The sequence below is a fragment of the Aeromonas sp. s7(2024) genome (genome assembly GCF_040907825.1).
Taxonomy (GTDB): Bacteria; Pseudomonadota; Gammaproteobacteria; order Enterobacterales; family Aeromonadaceae; genus Aeromonas; species Aeromonas veronii.
Window position 1 is genome coordinate 173,246 of record NZ_JBFOCM010000037.1, and the last position, 19,614, is coordinate 192,859.

At 59.6% G+C, this 19,614-nt stretch carries 17 protein-coding genes; 11 read left to right on the forward strand and 6 right to left on the reverse strand.

Translation table 11 applies throughout. From position 1 onward, the window contains the following. Positions 1 to 2: 2 nt before the first annotated feature. The 11 genes from murD to mutT all read left to right on the forward strand — a co-directional run bounded on the left by murD (position 3) and on the right by mutT (position 13,823). On the forward strand, positions 3 to 1,286 hold the full coding sequence (gene murD / locus AB5Y73_RS17465) for a UDP-N-acetylmuramoyl-L-alanine--D-glutamate ligase (protein WP_005336156.1): 1,284 nt from the start codon (positions 3 to 5) through the stop codon (positions 1,284 to 1,286). Further along, a complete protein-coding gene (gene ftsW, locus AB5Y73_RS17470) occupies positions 1,283 to 2,464 on the forward strand; it encodes a cell division protein FtsW (RefSeq protein WP_005336154.1) in 1,182 nt (393 codons plus the stop codon). Before murD ends, ftsW begins: the two co-directional genes overlap by 4 nt. Continuing rightward, a complete protein-coding gene (gene murG, locus AB5Y73_RS17475; protein WP_181497036.1) occupies positions 2,464 to 3,546 on the forward strand; it encodes an undecaprenyldiphospho-muramoylpentapeptide beta-N-acetylglucosaminyltransferase in 1,083 nt (360 codons plus the stop codon). The genes ftsW and murG overlap by 1 nt, the downstream gene beginning before the upstream one ends. Before the next feature lie 103 nt (positions 3,547 to 3,649). After that, the gene (murC, locus tag AB5Y73_RS17480) at positions 3,650 to 5,104 is read left to right on the forward strand and encodes a UDP-N-acetylmuramate--L-alanine ligase (protein ID WP_005336150.1); all 1,455 of its coding nucleotides are present in this window, start codon (positions 3,650 to 3,652) and stop codon (positions 5,102 to 5,104) included. Between the two features lie 97 nt (positions 5,105 to 5,201). Next, on the forward strand, positions 5,202 to 5,954 hold the full coding sequence (locus tag AB5Y73_RS17485) for a cell division protein FtsQ/DivIB (RefSeq protein ID WP_005336149.1): 753 nt from the start codon (positions 5,202 to 5,204) through the stop codon (positions 5,952 to 5,954). Next, positions 5,935 to 7,194 carry a cell division protein FtsA gene (gene ftsA / locus AB5Y73_RS17490; protein ID WP_005336148.1) on the forward strand — a complete coding sequence of 420 codons (1,260 nt, stop codon included), beginning with the start codon at positions 5,935 to 5,937 and terminating at the stop codon, positions 7,192 to 7,194. Before AB5Y73_RS17485 ends, ftsA begins: the two co-directional genes overlap by 20 nt. 39 nt (positions 7,195 to 7,233) lie before the next feature. Then, positions 7,234 to 8,385, forward strand: coding sequence for a cell division protein FtsZ (gene ftsZ, locus AB5Y73_RS17495; RefSeq protein ID WP_005336147.1), 1,152 nt, complete (start codon positions 7,234 to 7,236; stop codon positions 8,383 to 8,385). Between the two features lie 99 nt (positions 8,386 to 8,484). Next, the gene (gene lpxC / locus AB5Y73_RS17500) at positions 8,485 to 9,408 is read left to right on the forward strand and encodes a UDP-3-O-acyl-N-acetylglucosamine deacetylase (RefSeq protein ID WP_005336146.1); all 924 of its coding nucleotides are present in this window, start codon (positions 8,485 to 8,487) and stop codon (positions 9,406 to 9,408) included. 140 nt (positions 9,409 to 9,548) lie between these two features. Beyond that, on the forward strand, positions 9,549 to 10,454 hold the full coding sequence (locus tag AB5Y73_RS17505) for a M23 family metallopeptidase (RefSeq protein ID WP_107684323.1): 906 nt from the start codon (positions 9,549 to 9,551) through the stop codon (positions 10,452 to 10,454). Positions 10,455 to 10,513: 59 nt separating this feature from the next. After that, positions 10,514 to 13,234: a preprotein translocase subunit SecA gene (gene secA, locus AB5Y73_RS17510; RefSeq protein WP_107684322.1), complete on the forward strand. Its 2,721-nt coding sequence runs from the start codon at positions 10,514 to 10,516 to the stop codon at positions 13,232 to 13,234. Positions 13,235 to 13,418: 184 nt separating this feature from the next. Continuing rightward, a complete protein-coding gene (mutT, locus tag AB5Y73_RS17515) occupies positions 13,419 to 13,823 on the forward strand; it encodes an 8-oxo-dGTP diphosphatase MutT (RefSeq protein WP_107684321.1) in 405 nt (134 codons plus the stop codon). Between the two features lie 77 nt (positions 13,824 to 13,900). On the opposite strand, the gene yacG is transcribed toward mutT, so the two are convergent. From yacG to tapB, 6 genes are all read right to left on the reverse strand, one after another. Beyond that, on the reverse strand, positions 13,901 to 14,095 hold the full coding sequence (gene yacG / locus AB5Y73_RS17520; RefSeq protein WP_107684320.1) for a DNA gyrase inhibitor YacG: 195 nt from the start codon (positions 14,093 to 14,095) through the stop codon (positions 13,901 to 13,903). Between the two features lie 9 nt (positions 14,096 to 14,104). Further along, complete coding sequence (gene zapD, locus AB5Y73_RS17525) at positions 14,105 to 14,827, reverse strand: cell division protein ZapD (protein ID WP_005336141.1); 723 nt, start codon at positions 14,825 to 14,827, stop codon at positions 14,105 to 14,107. A gap of 37 nt (positions 14,828 to 14,864) precedes the next feature. After that, positions 14,865 to 15,479, reverse strand: coding sequence for a dephospho-CoA kinase (gene coaE / locus AB5Y73_RS17530; protein ID WP_107684319.1), 615 nt, complete (start codon positions 15,477 to 15,479; stop codon positions 14,865 to 14,867). Positions 15,480 to 15,492: 13 nt separating this feature from the next. Next, the gene (locus tag AB5Y73_RS17535; RefSeq protein ID WP_107684318.1) at positions 15,493 to 16,365 is read right to left on the reverse strand and encodes an A24 family peptidase; all 873 of its coding nucleotides are present in this window, start codon (positions 16,363 to 16,365) and stop codon (positions 15,493 to 15,495) included. A 61-nt stretch (positions 16,366 to 16,426) separates the two neighbouring features. After that, positions 16,427 to 17,668: a type II secretion system F family protein gene (locus AB5Y73_RS17540; RefSeq protein WP_005355091.1), complete on the reverse strand. Its 1,242-nt coding sequence runs from the start codon at positions 17,666 to 17,668 to the stop codon at positions 16,427 to 16,429. 239 nt (positions 17,669 to 17,907) lie between these two features. Beyond that, entirely contained in the window at positions 17,908 to 19,614 is a 1,707-nt protein-coding gene (gene tapB, locus AB5Y73_RS17545) for a PilB family type IVa pilus assembly ATPase TapB (RefSeq protein WP_005336134.1), read from the reverse strand.

Sequence of the window (19,614 nt, forward strand, 5' to 3'; positions counted from 1 at the left end):
CCATGGTCATCATCATCGGATTGGGCAAAACTGGGCTCTCCTGTGTCGATTACTTCCTCGGCCGTGGCGTGACGCCACTGGTGATGGATACCCGTGCCAACCCGCCCGGCAAGGATCAACTGCCGCCGGAGGTGGAGCTTATTCACGGTCTCGACGAGGCACTGCTCAAGCAGGCGCACATGATCGTCGCGAGCCCGGGCATCGCGCTGGCGACCCCCGAACTGAAAGCGGCTGCCGAGTGTGGTGTGCAGATCGTCGGTGATATCGAGCTGTTTGTGCGCGAGACCCAGACCCCGGTCATCGCCATCACCGGCTCGAACGGCAAGAGCACCGTCACTACCCTGGTGGGCGAGATGATTGCCGAAGCCGGTCTCAATGTCGGTGTGGGCGGCAATATCGGCACGCCTGCGCTGGAGCTGCTCAAGCAGCCGATGGATCTCTGCGTGCTGGAGCTCTCCAGCTTCCAGCTGGAAACTACTCATAGTTTGCGTGCTGCCGCCTCCGTGGTGCTGAACCTCTCAGAAGATCACATGGATCGCTATCAGGGCATGGCCGACTATCGCGCCGCCAAGATGGAGATCCATCAGCACTCCAAACACATTCTGGTCAATCGTGACGATGCCCAGACCCTGCCCGATGTGGGTCAGGTGTGGCAGAGCTTTGGTCTTGATTGCAATGGCTATGGCCGTTGCCTGCTGGATGGTCGCTACTGGTTGACCCTGCACGGCGAACCGCTGCTGGCGGTGGACGAGATGAAGATCGTCGGTGCCCACAATCAGGCCAACGCCCTTGCGGCCATGGCGCTGTGCGATGCGGTCGGTATTCCCCGTGCGGCTCAGCTTACCGTGCTGCGTCGTTTCGAGGGCTTGCCCCATCGTGCCCGCTTCGTGCGCGAGGTGAACGGGGTGCGCTGGATCAACGACTCCAAAGCCACCAACGTGGGGGCCACGCTGGCTGCCGTTGCCGGTGTGCGCGAGTCGGTCAAGGGGCGCCTGCTGTTGCTGGCCGGTGGTCAGGGCAAGGGGCAGGATTTTGGCCCGATCCAGGCGCTGCTGGGCAACCAGATCGATCACATGTACTGCTTTGGTCAGGATGCCGAGGTGCTGCTGGCACTGGGCGAGCAGACCGAACGGGTGGCCGACCTGGCCGCTGCAGTTGCCAAAGCAGCGGCCGATGCCAAGCCCGGTGACTGGGTGCTGTTGGCGCCGGCCTGTGCCAGCCTCGATCAGTTCAAGTCGTTCGAGGTGCGCGGCGATCGCTTCACCGAGATGGTGCTGGCACTATGAACGCCCTTCGCGCAGCAGCAGGTCTGTTCCAGCGCTGGTTGTTACCGGCGCGTCCTGCCGGTCTCTACGATCGGCAGCTGGTACTGCTGGCGCTCTCCCTGATGGCGGTCGGGGTGGTCATCGTGGCCTCGGCGTCGATCCCCGAAGGGATTGCGCTGGGGGATGACCCCTTCATGTTTGTGAAGCGTCACGCCCTGTTTCTGGTGATGGCGCTCGGTATCTCCTGGTTTGTGTTGCAGGTGCCGATGGCGCGCTGGCAACAGCACAACGGCCCCATGTTGCTGCTGGCGATCTTGATGCTGGTGCTGGTTTTGCTGGTGGGGCGGAACGTCAACGGTGCGGTGCGCTGGTTGCCGCTCGGCCCCTTCAACCTGCAGCCTGCCGAGTTTGGCAAGCTGGCGCTGTTTGTCTATCTGGCCGGCTATCTGGTACGGCGCCAGAGCGAAGTGCGCGAAGCCTGGATCGGCTTTTTGAAACCGCTGGCGGTGTTCGGGGTGCTGGCGGTCTTGCTGCTGTTGCAGCCGGACCTGGGTTCCACCGTAGTGATGTTCGTTACCTCGTTTGGCATGCTGTTTCTGGCCGGTGCCCGACTGGGGCAGTTTTTGACCCTGATCGGCGCGGGCCTCGGTTCGGTGGTGATGCTGATCATCGTCGAGCCCTACCGGATGCGGCGGGTGACCTCCTTTATGGATCCCTGGGCCGATCCGTTTGGCAGTGGCTACCAGTTGACCCAGTCGCTGATGGCGTTTGGTCGTGGCAGCTGGTTTGGCGAAGGGCTTGGCAACTCTATCCAGAAGATGGAGTACCTGCCGGAAGCGCACACCGACTTCGTGTTTGCGATCCTCGGTGAAGAGCTGGGTTACGTCGGGGTGCTGGGCGCCCTGTTCCTGATTTTTGCGCTGGCGGTCAAGGCGCTCAAGCTGGGGCATCGCGCGCTGGTGGCAGAGCGGCTCTATGACGGTTATCTGGCCATCGGCATTGGCATCTGGTTCAGCTTCCAGACCTTCGTCAACGTCGGCGCGGCCAGCGGCATGATGCCGACCAAGGGCTTGACGCTGCCGCTGGTCAGTTACGGTGGTTCCAGTCTCATCATCATGTCGGTGGCGGTGAGCATGTTGATTCGAATCGATTTTGAGTTGCGTCAGGCGACAGCCCAGGCGCGCGTGCGGGAGGTTTAGTGAGCAAGACTCTGTTGGTGATGGCAGGTGGTACCGGTGGGCATGTGTTCCCCGGTCTGGCCGTGGCCGATCGCCTGAAGGCCCAGGGCTGGACTGTCCACTGGCTCGGCACTGCCGACCGGATGGAGGCGGAACTGGTGCCCGCCCACGGTTATCCCATCTCCTTCATCGATATTCAGGGAGTACGTGGCAACGGCATCAAACGACTGTTGGTTGCGCCCTATCGCATCGTCAAATCGATCCTGCAGGCGCGTCAGGTGCTCAAGACCGTTCGTCCTGATGTGGTGCTCGGCATGGGCGGTTTTGCTTCCGGCCCGGGTGGCGTGGCGGCCTGGTTCTCCGGCATCCCGTTGCTGCTCCATGAGCAGAATGCCGCTGCCGGCATGACCAACAAGCTGCTGGCCCGTATCGCCAGGCGGGTGCTGATGGCATTTCCGGGTGCCTTCGCGCCGAGCCGTCGTACCGCTGTGGTGGGTAATCCGGTGCGTCCCGAAGTGGTCGCTCTGCCGGATCCGCAACTGCGCAGCGGAGCCGAGCCACTGCATCTGCTGATCGTGGGTGGCAGTCTGGGTGCGCGGGTGCTCAACGAGCAGGTACCTGCTGCGGTGGCAGCATCCGGCGTGCCCATTGAAGTGCGTCACCAGTGTGGCAAGGGCAATGCCGAGACAGTGTCTGCTGCCTATGCCCAGCACGGCATAAATGCCGAGGTGAGCGAATTTATCAAGGATATGGCCAGCGCCTACGCCTGGGCCGACCTGGTGGTCTGCCGTGCCGGTGCGCTGACTGTTTCCGAAGTGGCTGCCGCCGGTGTGGCCGCCATTTTTGTGCCACTGCCCCATGCGGTGGATGATCACCAGACCCGTAACGCCCTGACCCTGGTCGACGGCGGTGCGGCCGAGTTTCTGCCCCAGTCCGAGCTGAACACTGCCTCACTGGCGGCGCGCCTGACCTGGCTGGCTGGTCGCAGGGAGACCCTGTTTAACATGGCGAAAGCGGCTCGCCGCGTCGCCATCACCGATGCGGCCGAGCGGGTTGCCGATGAGTGCAAACAGCTCGCAACCGGGCAGCGTGGTAAAGATTGATGAGCAAGGTTGCAGCGGTGACACCGTGCAGCCTTGTACCTGTATGTATTGATGCCGCCGTGCTTTGACGGCACATGGCCTGCGGCAGACTAAAGAGATGATTATGACCAAGGTTGAACTGGCAAAACTGCGTACTGTGATCCCCGAAATGCGCCGCGTGCGTCGCATCCACTTTATCGGCATCGGTGGTGCCGGTATGGGCGGGATCGCCGAAGTGCTTGCCAACGAAGGGTATCAGGTAACGGGTTCTGATCTGGCTCGCAACGCCGTGACCGAGCGGTTGGCCGGACTGGGCGCCCACATCTTCGTCGGCCATAGTGCCGAACACGTTGAGGGTGCCAGCGTGGTAGTGGTCTCTACTGCCATCAAGCAGGACAACCCGGAGCTGCTGGCGGCCCGCGAACTGCGGATCCCGGTGGTGCGCCGTGCCGAGATGCTGGCCGAGCTGATGCGTTTCCGTCACGGTATCGCCATTGCCGGTACCCACGGCAAGACCACCACCACCAGTCTGGTGGCGAGCATCTATGCCGAAGCCGACCGCGACCCGACCTTCGTCATCGGTGGCCTGCTCAACAGTGCCGGCACCAATGCCCGACTGGGCAGCAGCCGCTACCTGATTGCCGAGGCGGACGAGAGCGACGCCTCTTTCCTGCATCTGCAGCCGATGGTCTCTATCGTGACCAACATCGAAGCGGATCACATGGATACCTACGGCGGTGATTTCTCCAAGCTGAAGGCCACCTTCATCGAGTTTCTGCACAATCTGCCCTTCTACGGGCTGGCGGTGGTCTGCATCGATGATCCGGTGATCCGTGGCATGTTGCCCGAGATTGCCCGTCCGACCTTGACCTACGGTCTCTCTGACGATGCCGATGTACAGGTGCTGGATTTTGTCCAGACCACCAACCACAGCTGCTTCCGTGTTCGCCGCAAAGAGGCGGGTGAGCTGCAGGTGACCCTCAATTTGCCGGGTATTCACAACGCATTGAACGCCGCAGCGGCGATAGCTGTCGCGACAGAGGACGGGGTCAGCGACGAGGCCATCATCTCTGCACTGGCCAAATTTGAAGGGGTCGGTCGTCGCTTCCAGCAGTATGGCGAGTTTGAAACCGGTCGCGGCAAGGCGATGCTGGTGGACGATTACGGTCACCACCCGAGCGAAGTGAAGGTCACCATCAACGCCGCCCGTGCCGGTTGGCCCGAGAAGCGTCTGGTGATGGTGTTCCAGCCGCACCGTTATACCCGCACCCGCGACCTCTACGAGGACTTCGCCGATGTGCTCTCCAAGGTAGACGTGCTGGTGATGCTGGAGGTTTATGCTGCCGGTGAGGAGCCGATCCCGGGCGCTGATGGACGGGCACTGTGCCGCTCCATTCGCTCGCGTGGCAACCTGGAACCCATCTTCGTCGCCACGCCAGATGACGTGCCAGCCGTGCTGGCCGATCTGATCGGCGAGGGGGATTTGGTGCTGACTCAAGGCGCCGGGAACGTCGGGGCACTGGCCCGTCGTCTCGGAGAGATGAAATTGAGCATAGATAGCATGAAATCTGGCGCCTGAGGGCCCAATGAGTATTTTGACCGCCAAGCCGGGGCCTATATAATGGCGAACCGGTCTGTCAAAGGCCGGTTTAGCGCGTTACACGGGGATCGATCGGGTGGAGGCAAGGGCACAGGGGCGCACCAAGGGTGGCTTCATCGCAGGGGTAGCGTTTTTCCTGCTGGTGATATGGGGCTGCTACCGGACGGCGCTGGATGTTAAAGGTTGGCTGACAGATGCCAACCGGTTGCCCATGAGCGAGCTGTTGCTGCAGGGGCAACACCAGTATTTGCAAACCGAAGAGCTGCGGATGGCCGTGCTGGATGGCGCAGAGCTGCGTAACTTCTTCGAATTGGACGTCAACGAATTGCAGGCAAGGCTCAATGCCTTGCCATGGGTGGCCTCGGTCTCGGTACGAAAGAAGTGGCCGAACAAGATCAAGATCTACCTCACGGAACAAGATGTGGCGGCGCGCTGGAATGGCAACCGCTTCGTCAACACCAAGGGCAAGGTATTCAGTGCCCCGGATCGGGTCAAGACGCCGCTGTTGCAGCTGTCAGGGCCGGATGACCAGGCCGCCCGGGTGTTGAAAGAGAGTCGGCAGTACGAGTCGCAACTGGCTGCCAAGGGATACAAGTTGCTGGGGGTGAATCTGACCCCCCGCCATGCCTGGGAACTGACCCTGGATGGCAATATCAAGCTGTTCCTGGGACGCAATGACATTGCGCTCCGGTTGCAGCGGTTTATCGATGCCTTCCCGGTTATCGAACCCCGTGCGCAAGTCGCCTACGTGGATCTTCGATATGACACCGGAATGGCAGTTGGCTGGAAGAAGAGCGAAGAGAAAGTGCATGACCAACACCGCAGATAGGAATTTGATTGTCGGACTGGATATCGGCACAACCAAGGTGGCGGTTCTGGTCGGGGAAGTATTGCCGGACGGTGAACTGAACGTCATCGGTATGGGCAGTCACGCTTCTCGCGGAATGGAGAAGGGCGGGGTCAATGACCTCGACTCCGTGGTCAAGTCACTGCGCCGCGCGGTGGAAGAGGCCGAGATGATGGCAGATTGCCAGATCAGCTCGGTCTATCTGGGGTTGTCCGGCAAGCATATCGACTGCCGCAACGAGACCGGTATGGTGCCCATCTCCGATGAAGAGGTGACCCAGGAGGATGTGGACAACGTGATCCACACCGCCAAGTCGGTTCGCCTCTCCGACGAGCTGCGGGTGCTGCATGTGCTGCCTCAGGAGTTTGCCATCGATTATCAGGAAGGGATCAAGAATCCGGTTGGCCTCTCCGGTGTGCGGATGGCTGCCAAGGTTCACCTGATCACCTGCCACAACGACATGGCCCGCAACATCGAGAAATGTGTGGAGAAGGTCGGCTTGCGCGTGGATCAACTGATCTTCTCCGCGCTGGCCTCCAGCTATGCCGTGTTGACCGAAGACGAGAAAGAGCTGGGTGTCTGCGTGGTGGACATCGGTGGCGGCACCATGGATATGTCGCTGTTTACCGGCGGTGCCCTGCGCCACACCAAGGTGATCCCGTATGCTGGCAGCACTGTGACCAGCGACATCGCCTACGCCTTTGGCACGCCGCCGCTTGACGCGGAAGCGATCAAGGTGCGCTACGGTTGCGCCCTCGGCCGTCTGGTCAGCAAGGAAGACAATATTGAAGTACCCAGTGTCGGCGGTCGCCCGGCGCGCAGCCTGCAACGGCAGACACTGGCTGAAGTGATTGAGCCCCGTTACACCGAGTTGCTCTCCATGGTGAATGATGAGCTGGTGCGGGTACAAAGCGAGTTGAAAGCGCAGGGGGTCAAGCATCAGCTGGCAGCCGGTGTGGTCTTGACCGGCGGCGCTGCCCAGATTGAAGGCATTGTGGAGTGTGCAGAGCAGATCTTCCAGAGCCAGGTCCGGGTGGGAGAGCCCATGAACATACGTGGTTTGAGTGATTACGTGCAGGCACCGGTGTACTCGACTGCGGTCGGGTTGCTGCAATATGGCCGCACCCATCAAGCCACAGGTAGCAACAAAGAATATGCCGCCAAGGCAAGCGTCGGTGGCCTGGTCAAACGGGTTAGCAACTGGCTGCGTGGCGAGTTCTAAGAATTTTGCTGAGTCAGGCAAATAAAGCGGAGAGACAACATGTTTGAATTTATGGATAGCCACACTGACGAAGCCGTCATTAAAGTGATCGGTGTAGGTGGCGGCGGCGGTAACGCTGTCGAGCACATGGTTCGTCAAAATATTGAGGGTGTTGAGTTCATTACCGTCAACACCGACGCCCAGGCACTGCGTAACTCCAGCGCCAACACTACCCTGCAGATCGGCGGTGGCATCACCAAGGGTCTGGGTGCCGGAGCCAATCCGGAAGTGGGTCGTGATGCGGCCATGGAAGATCGCGAAGCGCTGCGTGAGCTGCTGACCGGTTCCGACATGGTGTTCATCGCCGCTGGTATGGGTGGTGGTACCGGTACCGGTGCTGCGCCGATCGTGGCTGAAGTGGCCCGCGAGATGGGCATCCTGACCGTTGCTGTGGTGACCAAGCCGTTCTCCTTTGAAGGGAAGAAGCGGATGGGCTTTGCCGCCCACGGTATCGAAGAGCTCTCCAAGAACGTCGACTCCCTGATCACCATCCCCAACGACAAGTTGCTGAAGGTGCTGGGTCGCGGTATCTCCCTGCTGGATGCCTTCAAGGCGGCCAACGATGTACTGCTTGGCGCGGTACAGGGCATTGCTGAGCTGATCACCCGTCCGGGCTTGATCAACGTCGACTTCGCGGACGTGCGTACCGTAATGCGCGAAATGGGTACCGCCATGATGGGTACCGGTTCCGCCTCTGGTGATGACCGTGCTGAAGAAGCGGCCGAGAAAGCCATCTCCAGCCCGCTGCTGGAAGACGTGGATCTGGCTGGTGCCCGTGGCATCCTGGTCAACATCACCGCCGGTATGGACATGACCATCGAAGAGTTCGAAACCGTAGGTAACGCGGTCAAGGCCTTCGCTTCCGAAAACGCCACTGTAGTAGTGGGTACCGTAATCGATCCGGAAATGCACGACGAACTGCGTGTGACCGTGGTTGCTACCGGTATCGGTGCCGAGCGCAAGCCGGACATCACTCTGGTTAAGAGCAGCCAGGTGCAAGAGCGCCCGGTGCGTCAGCCGCTGGTTAGCGACATGATGCAAGGCCGCGTGATGGACGAAGCCCCGGCCAAGGTGGTCAACGCCGAGCCGCAAGCTCGTCGTGAACCGGATTACCTGGATATTCCGGCGTTCCTGCGCAAGCAAGCTGACTAAGCCTCTTATGGCTCTTGTTTGTTTGTTGTTCAAGGAATGTGCTAAGATGGTCTGCCAACGACCATCTGGTCCGGATTTTAAGCTGTTTAGGGTACACCCATGATTAGACAAAGAACCTTGAAAACGAGTGTACAGGCGACTGGTGTCGGCCTGCATTCGGGCCGGAAAGTCACCATGACGTTCCGTCCGGCGCCTGTGAACACAGGGATCGTTTACTTGCGTACCGACCTGAATCCTGTGGTGGAGCTGCCAGCCAATGCCGATCAGGTGCGCGATACCGTGCTCTGTACCGCTCTGGTCAACGAAGCCGGTGTCCGTGTCTCTACCATTGAGCACCTCTCTGCCGCGCTGGCAGGGATGGGGATCGACAACCTCTACGTTGAGGTTGACGCGCCCGAGATCCCGGTGATGGATGGCAGTGCGCATCCCTTTATCTACCTGCTGCAGGAAGTCGGGATCCGTGAGCAGAATGCTGCCAAGCAGTTTGTGCGGATCAAGAAGAGCATCCGGGTTGAAGACGGCGACAAGTGGGCGGAATTCCACCCTTATCGCAACGGCTTCAAGATGGATCTCGAGATCGATTTCCAGCATCCGGTTTTTGAAGGGCGCAATCAGCGTTGCGTACTGGACTTCTCCGGTGCCTCCTTCGTGAAAGAGATCAGCCGTGCACGTACCTTCGGTTTCATGCGCGATATCGAGTACCTGCGTTCCCAGAACCTAGCGCTGGGCGGAAGCCTGGAAAACGCCGTGGTCCTGGACGACTATCGGGTACTAAACGAAGACGGTTTGCGTTATGAGGACGAGTTCGTCAAGCACAAGATGCTGGACGCGATCGGTGACCTCTATATGTGTAACCGCAGCATCATCGGTGAGTTTCGTGCCTACAAGACCGGACATGCCCTGAACAACAAGCTGCTGCGTGCCTTGCTGGCCGAGCAGGAGGCTTGGGAACTGGTGACCTTCGAGGGTGAGGGCGACAAAGCGCCTATCGCTTACTACGATAACGGTCTGGTTCTGGCCTGATAGCTGTGCAACGGAACGTCGGTCCTCTCTCCGCACCGACGTTCCGTCATTTGTTTACTCCATCCTTTAATACCGATTATCTCCCGGTTTTATTTCCCGTGCAGGCTCTTGGCCGCACCTGACCGAGCAGACTGATTTCTATGAGCATTACCCTGATCCTCCACGGCAAGCAGCGACGCAAGTTGCACCTGCCCAAACAACGTCTGGCCTGGGTCGGCGGTATTCTCTTCTCCCTGTTGGCCCTTGGTGGTGGTTGGCTCTGGCAGAGCTGGCAGCAGAAAATGGAGGCGCTGGAAGTGGCGCTTGCCGTTGCCGAGCAACACTCCGTCGACCAGAGTGGTGACGAGGCCCGTGAACAGTTGGCAATGCTGGCTGCGCAGGTGGGCACCATGCAGGGTCAGCTTGGCCGTCTCAATGCCCTCGGCGAACGATTGACCGAGCAGGCCGATCTCGATCCCGACGAGTTCAATTTCAAAGAGCTGCCCCCCATGGGCGGTCCTTCTTATGATGAAGAGCTGGAAGTGAGCCTCAACGAGCTGCAAGCCTCGATGAAGCACCTCAGCCAGCAGCTCAGCAGCCGTGAAGAGCAGCTGTCGGTACTTGAATCTTTCATCATGAATCACCATATCACCGATGCCGGTTTTATTTCCGGCACGCCAGTCAAACAGGAGCGAGTTTGGGTCTCGTCCGGGTTTGGTGGACGAGTCGATCCGTTCAACGGGCGTGCCAAGATGCACAAAGGGGTCGATTTCCGTGGCAAACCCGGAACCCCGATTCTGGCCACAGGGCCCGGCATTGTTAGCTGGGCGGGCCGTCATCCGGAATTTGGCAATATGGTGGAGATTAATCACGGCAATGGCCTGGTCACCCGCTATGCCCACAACTCCAAGTTGCTGGTCGAGGTGGGCACCCTGGTTGATCAGGGTCAGAAGATTGCCTTGATGGGACGCACCGGTCGCGCGACCGGGGTCCATCTGCATTACGAAGTGTTGAAAGATGGTCGTCAGGTCAACCCCGCACGCTTTCTCAGTGCCAGACGGGGTTAGGTTTTTTTCTTCAGGTTCCAGTGACGGAACGCTTTTATAACCAGAAATAGTTGGTACCCATGATTAGCACACTGCTTACCAAGATTATCGGCAGCCGGAACGACAGAACGCTCAAGGCTTTGCGCAAAATTGTAAAACAGATCAATGCCATGGAGCCTCAGTTCGAGGCTCTCTCCGATGCCGAGTTGCAGGCCAAAACGGCTGAATATCGTCAGCGTATCGAGCAGGGTGAGACCCTGGAGCAGTTGCTGCCGGAAGCGTTCGCGACCGTGCGTGAAGCCTCCAAGCGGGTGTTTGGCATGCGCCACTTCGACGTGCAGCTGATCGGCGGCATGGTGCTGAACTCCAACCGCATCGCGGAAATGAAAACCGGTGAAGGTAAGACTCTTACTGCGACTCTGCCAGCTTACCTGAATGCCCTGAGTGGCCGCGGCGTCCACGTGGTGACGGTGAACGACTACCTGGCCAAGCGTGATGCGGAAGCTAACCGTCCACTGTTCGCTTTCCTCGGCATGACCGTCGATTGCAACGTGCCCGGTATGGATGCATCCCAGAAGCGTGACGCCTACGCCGCCGACATCACTTACGGTACCAACAACGAATTCGGTTTTGACTACCTGCGCGACAACATGGCGTTCTCGCCCGAGCAGCGCGTACAGCGCCCGCTCAACTACGCGCTGGTGGATGAGGTGGACTCGGTGCTTATCGATGAAGCCCGGACTCCGCTCATCATCTCCGGTCCGGCCGAAGATAGCTCAGAGCTCTATATCCGCGTCAACAAGCTGATCCCGCTGCTGGTCAAGCAGGACAAGGAAGACACCGAAGAGTACACCGGCGACGGTCACTACACGGTGGACGAGAAGAACCGTCAGGCCCTGCTGACCGAAAACGGTCAGATCTTCGTGGAAGAGCTGCTCAAGAAAGAGGGGCTGCTGGACGAGAACGACTCCCTGTTCTCCGCCACCAATATCAGCCTACTGCACCACGTCAACGCAGGTCTGCGCGCCCATACCCTGTTTGAGCGCAACGTGGACTATATCGTGCAGAAGGACGAGATCGTCATCGTTGACGAACATACTGGCCGTACCATGCCGGGTCGTCGCTGGTCAGATGGCCTGCATCAGGCCGTTGAAGCGAAGGAAGGGGTGAAGATCCAGAACGAGAACCAGACGCTGGCATCCATCACCTTCCAGAACTACTTCCGTCTCTACAACAAGCTGGCGGGGATGACAGGTACTGCGGATACCGAAGCCTTTGAATTCCAGCAGATTTATGGCCTGGATACCGTGGTTATCCCGACCAACAAGCCGATGGTGCGCAAGGACATGGGCGATCTGGTCTACCTGACCGCCAATGAGAAGTATGCCGCCATCATCGAAGATATCCGTCAGTGTGTGGCCAAGGGCCAGCCTGTACTGGTTGGTACTGTCTCTATCGAGAACTCCGAGCTGCTCTCCGGCATCCTGACCAAGGAAAAGATCCCGCACAAGGTGCTGAACGCCAAGTTCCACGCCATGGAAGCGGAGATCGTTGCCCAGGCCGGTCAGACAGGTGCGGTCACCATCGCCACCAACATGGCCGGTCGTGGTACCGACATCGTGTTGGGCGGCAACTGGCAGGCAGAGATTGCCAAGCTGGAGAACCCGACCAGCGAGCAGATTGCCGAGCTGAAAGCCGCCTGGCAGGTGCGTCACGATGCGGTGCTGGCCGCTGGTGGTCTGCACATTATCGGCACCGAGCGTCACGAGTCCCGCCGTATCGATAACCAGCTGCGCGGCCGTTCCGGTCGTCAGGGTGACCCGGGCTCCTCCCGTTTCTACCTCTCCATGGAAGATACCCTGATGCGGATCTTCGCCTCCGATCGCGTGACCGGCATGATGAAGAAGCTGGGCATGGAAGAGGGCGAAGCCATCGAGCACCCATGGGTCACCAAGGCGATCGAAAACGCCCAGCGCAAGGTGGAAGGTCGCAACTTCGACATCCGCAAGAGCTTGCTGGAGTTTGATGACGTGGCCAACGACCAGCGCAAGGTGGTCTACGAGCAGCGTAACGAGCTGCTGGATACCAACGACATCTCCGAGACCATCCACGTTATCCGTGACGACGTCTACGGCGCGGTGATCGACGAGTACATCCCGCCCCAGTCTCTGGAAGAGATGTGGGACGTGCCGGGCCTGGAAGCGCGCCTGAAGGCGGACTTCGCGCTGGATCTGCCGCTGCAACAGTGGCTGGCGGAAGATGACAAGCTGTACGAAGAGAAGCTGCGCGAGCGCATTCTGGACGAAGCCACCAAGCTCTATGCCCACAAGGAAGAGCTGGTCGGCAAAGAGGTGCTGCGCAACTTCGAGAAAGCGGTGATGCTGCAAACCCTGGATGGTCTGTGGAAAGAGCATCTGGCTGCCATGGATCACCTGCGTCAGGGCATCCATCTGCGCGGTTATGCCCAGAAGAACCCCAAGCAGGAGTACAAGCGCGAATCCTTCGATCTGTTTACCCAGATGCTGGAAACCCTCAAGCGCGACGTGGTCAGCATCCTGAGCCGTGTTCAGGTGCAGGAGCGCGATGTGGAAGCGATGGAAGAGCAGCAGCGCCAGCAGGCGGAAGCCGCTCCCCGTACCTATACCCACGCCGCTGCCGAGAGCCAGCTGGTCGATGAGCAGGCCGCAGGCGAAGAGGGCCACACCACCTTCGTGCGCGACGAGCAGAAGGTCGGTCGCAACGATCCCTGCCCGTGTGGTTCTGGCAAGAAGTACAAGCACTGCCACGGTCAGTTGACCTGATCGACGCTATGCCATAACAGGCGGGCCAAGTGCCCGCCTTGTTTTTGTCAGAAGGTGGCGAAGTCACTGTAGTGGCGCCACTTTGCAAAGGATTATCGGATATCAGGCATTATCGGTCGTTCACCCAGCCAGAGGTTGGGCGCATCGAACGGCCCGGTCATGTATCGCGTGTAAAGGTACCAAGATGGAACAGAAAAAACGGATCTGGGTGGCGGTTGGCGTCATCGAGAATGAACGGGGCGATATCTTCATCGCCAGACGCTCCTCCGATCGCCATCAGGGGGATCGCTGGGAGTTTCCCGGTGGCAAGGTGGAGTCCGGTGAGGATCTGCTGACTGCGCTGGATCGGGAGCTGTGGGAAGAGATCGGCATCCGGGTATTGGATTGTGCCCCCTTCATGGAACTGCAGCACGACTACCCCGAGAAGCAGGTATTGCTGGATATCTGGAAGGTGACCCGTTTCAGCGGTGAGCCGTTCGGCAAAGAGGGGCAGGGGTGTCTGTGGGTGCCGGTGGCAGAGCTGCATAACTACCACTTCCCCGATGCCAATGGCCCGATTGTAGCGCGGCTTCAAGGCCTGCTGGCATGAGCCGGTAGCAATCAACAAGCATGAAAAAAGGGCCAATCGGCCCTTTTTTCATATTGCGGAGGTGAGTGATCTGAGGCTTATAGCCACTGATCGCCCTCTTCCGGCTCCGGCAGCAGATCCGGGTTGATCTCCCCCGGGATGCACTTCTCTTCATCGGCCCATTCGCCAAGATCGATCAGCTGGCAGCGCTTGCTGCAGAAGGGGCGGAACGGACTCTGTGGGCCCCATTCCACTTCGCTCTGACAGGTCGGGCACTTTACCTTGGTGACCATAAGCCCTCCTTAGCAGCAGGCGAGCTGGAACGGTACGTCGCCAATCGGCTGTTCTGCGGTAGGCAGAAAGCGCAGGGCGAAGCGGTTCTTGTGGCCGCTCAGGGTCGGGTAGCAGAACAGATTGCCGGGCAGCTTGATGCGGATCAGCTCGGCGCTCTCGGCGGTGTCCTGGAAGAAACCGTTGCTGGCAACCTGCTCACTGAAGCTGCCTGATTCACGCCACAGGCGCAGCAGCAGGGTGATAGCATTCATCAGCAGGTTAATGTCGCTCAGCCAGCCTTGCATCTGCTGGTGACGGGTGATGGCCGGGGTGCCGAGCCAGTGGTGTAGCTGCGGCACATCGAAGGCACACAGGCCACCGGGGATGGAGAAACGCTGGCGAATGGAGCCGAGCAGACGATCCTCTTTCAGGCGGGCACCCGGGCGTGGTGAATTGAGCAGGTTGCGGGAGAGCTGGCTGCTCTCTTGCTGCATCAGTTTGATCTGCTCCAGATCGACATCGGGCAGGCTGGCCCAGTGGCTCAGACGCTGGCCGAGACGCTCCAGATCCTTGATGAGATCGGCGCGCAGGTCACCACGCTCCAGCAACTCCTGCAGATCGAACAGCCCCTTGAAGAAGGCGATATGTGCCCAGGATTGTTCACTCTCCAGATTGTCGCGGATCTGGGAAAACAGGGACTCCAGACGAAGATAGGTCCGGCTTTTTTCATTGAGGGGGAAATCGTAAATCATGCCTAATCCTGGCCAGCCATAAACCGGCCTAGTGTACTCACACTTGGCGGCCTTGTTGAGAGGCAATTGCCAGATATGTCTCGTGCAGCGCCAAAATCCGCGTTTTAATCGCCATTTCGCTGCCATTGTGGTTTTCGATGACATCATCCGCCGCAGCGAGGCGTTCCACCCGACTTGCTTGGGCGGCGATGATGGCCCGGGCCTGCTCGGCCGATACCCCATCACGGCGACAGGTGCGTTCAATCTGGGTGGCTTCATCCACATCGATCACCAGCACCCGGTTGGCGAGGCCGGTGAGTTTGTTCTCCACCAGCAGTGGCACCACCAGCAGGCAGTAAGGAGAACTGGCCGCGGCACATTGGCGCAGCATTTCGCTGCGAATCAGCGGGTGGAGCAGGGCATTGAGCCACTCCTTGGCCTGTGGATCGCTGAAGACCCGCTCGCGCAGGGCACGACGGTCGAGTTGACCGCTCGGATCAATCACATTCGGGCCAAAATGGTCGGCGATGGCGGCAAGGGCCGGGGTACCCGGCTCGACCACTTCGCGGGCGATCACATCGGCATCCACCACCTCGATACCCAGCGCGGCAAACTGATTGGCGATAGTGGTCTTGCCGCTGCCGATACCACCTGTGATAGCAACTACATACATGGGGGCCTCTTGCTCAAAGCAGGGTAGAGAGATACCAGCGGGTGATGGTATCGCCCCATAGCAGGGCGATCCAGCCCGCGATGGCGAGGTAGGGGCCGAAGGGGATGGGCTTGCCCTGATGGTGTTTGTGCAAGGCGATCAGACTGATGCCGATCACTGCGCCGATCAGGGATGAGAGCAGCAGAATTATGGGCAGCGCCTGCCAACCGAGCCAGGCGCCCAGCGCCGCCAGCAGCTTGAAGTCGCCATAGCCCATCCCCTCCTTGTCAGTGAGCAGCTTGAAGGCCCAGTAGAGGCTCCAGAGCACCAGATAGCCCGCCATGGCACCGATCACGGCATCCGCCAGCGGCACGAAGCCACCAGCCAGATTGAACAGCAGCCCGCCCCACAGCAGTGGCAGGGTGAGCTGGTCGGGCAGCAACATTTTGTCGAGATCGATGAAGGTGAGGGCGACCAGCACCCAGGTCAGCAGCAGGGCGGCCAGTGTGCTCCAGCCTGGCGTTATGACCATGGCAACGGCCACCGAGAGCAGGGCGGTCAGCAGCTCTACCAGCGGATAGCGGGCCGAGATGGGGGCCTGACAGTCGCGGCAACGCCCTTTGAGCCAGATCCAGCTCAACAGCGGGATGTTCTCCAGCGCAGTGATGGCGTGGCCACAGTGAGGGCATGCGGAGCGCGGCACCATCAGGTTGTAGCACTCTGGCGCAGTGGCCTCCTCATCAGGGGTGAAGTAGCTGCGATATTCGGCCTGCCACTCCCGTTCCAGCATGATGGGCAAGCGGTGGATGACCACGTTAAGGAAGCTGCCGATCATCAGGGAGAAGAGAAAAACCAGCGAGAAGTAGAGCCAGGGCAAGCTGTGAGCCAGCTCGAGAAGAAGTGTCATAACCAACCGTCAGTTATTGAATGAGGGGGAGGGCATGGTTGTGGTGCCATGCCCTGATGAATCAGCCTACCACTTCGCCAAGCTTGAAGATGGGCAGGTACATGGCAATAACCATGCCGCCGACCAGCACCCCGAGCACCACCATGATGAGGGGTTCCAGCAGGCTGGTGAGGCCATCGACCAGATCATCCACCTCCTGTTCGAAGATGGTGGCGACCTTGGAGAGCATATCATCGATGGCACCGGACTCCTCACCGATCATCACCATCTGGATCACCATGTCGGGGAAGAGATCGACGGTGCGCATCGCCACGTTGATCTGCATACCGGCCACCACCTCGTTGCGGATGGCCATTACCGCGGTGCGATAGACATAGTTGCCGGAGGCGCCAGCCGCCGAAATCAGCGCATCTACCAGCGGAATACCGGCGGAGAAGGTGGTCGACAGGGTGCGGGCAAAGCGGGCCATCGCCGCCTTGTGCAGGATCATCCCGACCACCGGAATGGTGAGGACGAACTTGTCGGTATTGTCTTTCACCTTCTGGGAGGCCCGCCAGGCCCGCACATAAAGGAAGATGCCAAGGGCCGTGCCACCAAAGAAGACATACCACCAGTTCTGCATAAAGCGGGAGATGCCGATAACAAACTGGGTGAACACCGGTAGCTCGGCGCCGAAGCTCTTGAAGATATCCTCGAACTGCGGAATGACGAACAGCAGCAGGATGGAGGTCACCACGATAGCGACCAGAATGACCATGGTGGGGTAGAACATCGCCTTCTTGATCTTCGACTTGAGCGCTTCCGACTTTTCCCGATAGGTGGCGATACGGTCGTAGATGGTCTCCAGTGCACCGGATTGCTCACCGGCCTCCACCAGATCGCAATAGAGATCATCAAAGTAGAGGGGATGGCGACGCAGCGCCTCCGACATGGGGGTACCAGTCTCCACATCGGCGGCAATCTGCCCCATCAGCTCTCGCATCGAGGCTTTCTCGTGGCTGCGGGCGATGATCTGCAGGCTCTGCACCAGTGGTACGCCGGCGGAGAGCATGGTGGTGATCTGGCGTGAGACGATGGCGATATCCATCGGTTTGATCTTGGCGCCGCCCTTGGAGAAGAGCCCCTGGGATTTCTTGGCCACCTTGGTGACGTTGACCCCCTGCTTGCGCAGTTCTGTCTTGACGGTGTTGATGCTATCGGCCTGCAGCTCGCCGGAGACCTTCTGCCCCTTGCGGTTTACCCCGTGCCAGCGGAAGGCGAAGACTTTCTTGGGGGCATTGTTCTTTTTCGTTAGGGTTGCCATCTTTGCATCCTGCAATGGGGTTGGTTGTCAGAGCCTAGCTCTGCACGTCACCAGCCTGGTCAAGGTGCCCGACTGGCTTGATGCCTGCGGGGTACTGATAGGGTGGGTGGTACCTTCTTGGCGCCAGCCCGGTCACTTTAATGCCTGATTATTCTGTAATTAGGGCTGTCATCTATTCCGTGTTCGTGAACGACGAATTCGCTCTGCCAACCAAACCGGCGGGTCGTCCCGCACACGGATCAGTTGGTGGTGACCCGGTTGACTTCGGCCAGACTGGTGACCCCGAGCCGGGCCTTCTCCAGTCCCGAGGTGCGCAGGGTACGCATCCCTTCCTTCTGGGCGATCGCGGCGATTTGCAGGGAGTTGGCCCCCTGCATGATCAATTTGGCGATGTTCTCCGACATCAACATGATTTCGTAGATGCCGACCCGCCCCTTGTAGCCGCCGGAACACTCCTTGCAGCCGACTGGTTTGAACAGTCGCAGTCCGGCTGCCAGCTGCTGCGGGGTAAAGCCCAGCTCCAGCAGCTCGGCTTCCGGTACCACTTCCGGCGCTTTGCAGTGGTCGCACAGTTTGCGGGCCAACCGCTGGGCCATGATCAGGGTCACCGAGGAGGCGATGTTGAAGGCCGGTACCCCCATGTTCATCATTCGGGTCAGGGTTTCGGCAGCCGAGTTGGTATGCAGGGTGGAGAGCACCAGGTGGCCGGTTTGTGCTGCCTTGATGGCGATTTCGGCAGTTTCCAGATCGCGAATTTCCCCCACCATCACCACATCCGGGTCTTGCCGCAGGAAGGAGCGCAGGGCGCTGGCGAAGGTTAGCCCCGCCTTGGGGTTGACCTGCACCTGGTTGACGCCGGGCAGGTTGATCTCCACCGGGTCTTCGGCGGTGGAGATGTTTACCTCGGTGGTGTTGAGAATATTGAGGCCGGTATAGAGCGAGACCGTTTTGCCCGAGCCGGTGGGGCCTGTCACCAGGATCATCCCCTGTGGCTTGGAGAGGGCGCGCAGGTACTGCGCCTTCTGCCGGTCATCAAAGCCGAGTTGTTCGATATTGAGGCGTGCCGCCGAGGAGTCGAGCAGACGGATAACGATCTTCTCCCCCCACATGGTGGGCAGGGTGTTGACCCGCATATCCATCGACTTGTTGCGCGACAGCTTCAGCTTGATGCGGCCATCCTGCGGCAGCCGCCGTTCGGCGATATCGAGCCGTGCCATAACCTTGAGGCGGGCGGAGAAGCGGTTGGAGAGATTGACCGGCGGCGTAGCAATTTCATGCAAAATGCCATCGATGCGAAAGCGCACCCGATACTTGAACTCATAGGGCTCGAAGTGCAGGTCGGAGGCACCGCGCTTGATGGCATCCATCAGGATTTTGTTGATGTACTTGACGATGGGTGCATCGTCATCGGCAGTATTGACGCTCTCGTCCAGCCGACTGTTTTCGTCGGAGACTTCGAGATCAGAAATCTCGGACTCGTCGATATCCTCCATGCCGAGGGCGTCATTTTCGCTCTCCAGCAGCTTACCGATGGCGGCGGTGAGTTTGTTCTCCTCCACCAGCAGCGCCTCGGTATGAAGGCCGAAGCTGAAGCCAAAGTCCTCCAACGCCGAGACATTGGTCGGGTCCGACATGGCGATATAGAGGGTGTGGCCCTGGGTGTAGATGGGCAGGACGTGGTGCTTCTCAATCAGCTTCTGATTGAGGTACTTCTGCGGGATCTCGGCCAAGTCGAAGGCGGCAAGATCCAGCAGAGGTACCCCATACTCCAGCTCGCAAAAATCGGCGAGCGCCTTGCTGTCGAGGATCTCGTTCTCTATCAGAAATGTCACAAAGGGTTTGCGCTGAGCCTTGGCCTGGCTCAGATAGCGCTGAGAGTCCTCTTCACTGATCAGTGAAGAGGCGGCCAAGCTTAACGCCAGGCCGCTATTAGGGCTAGAGGTCAT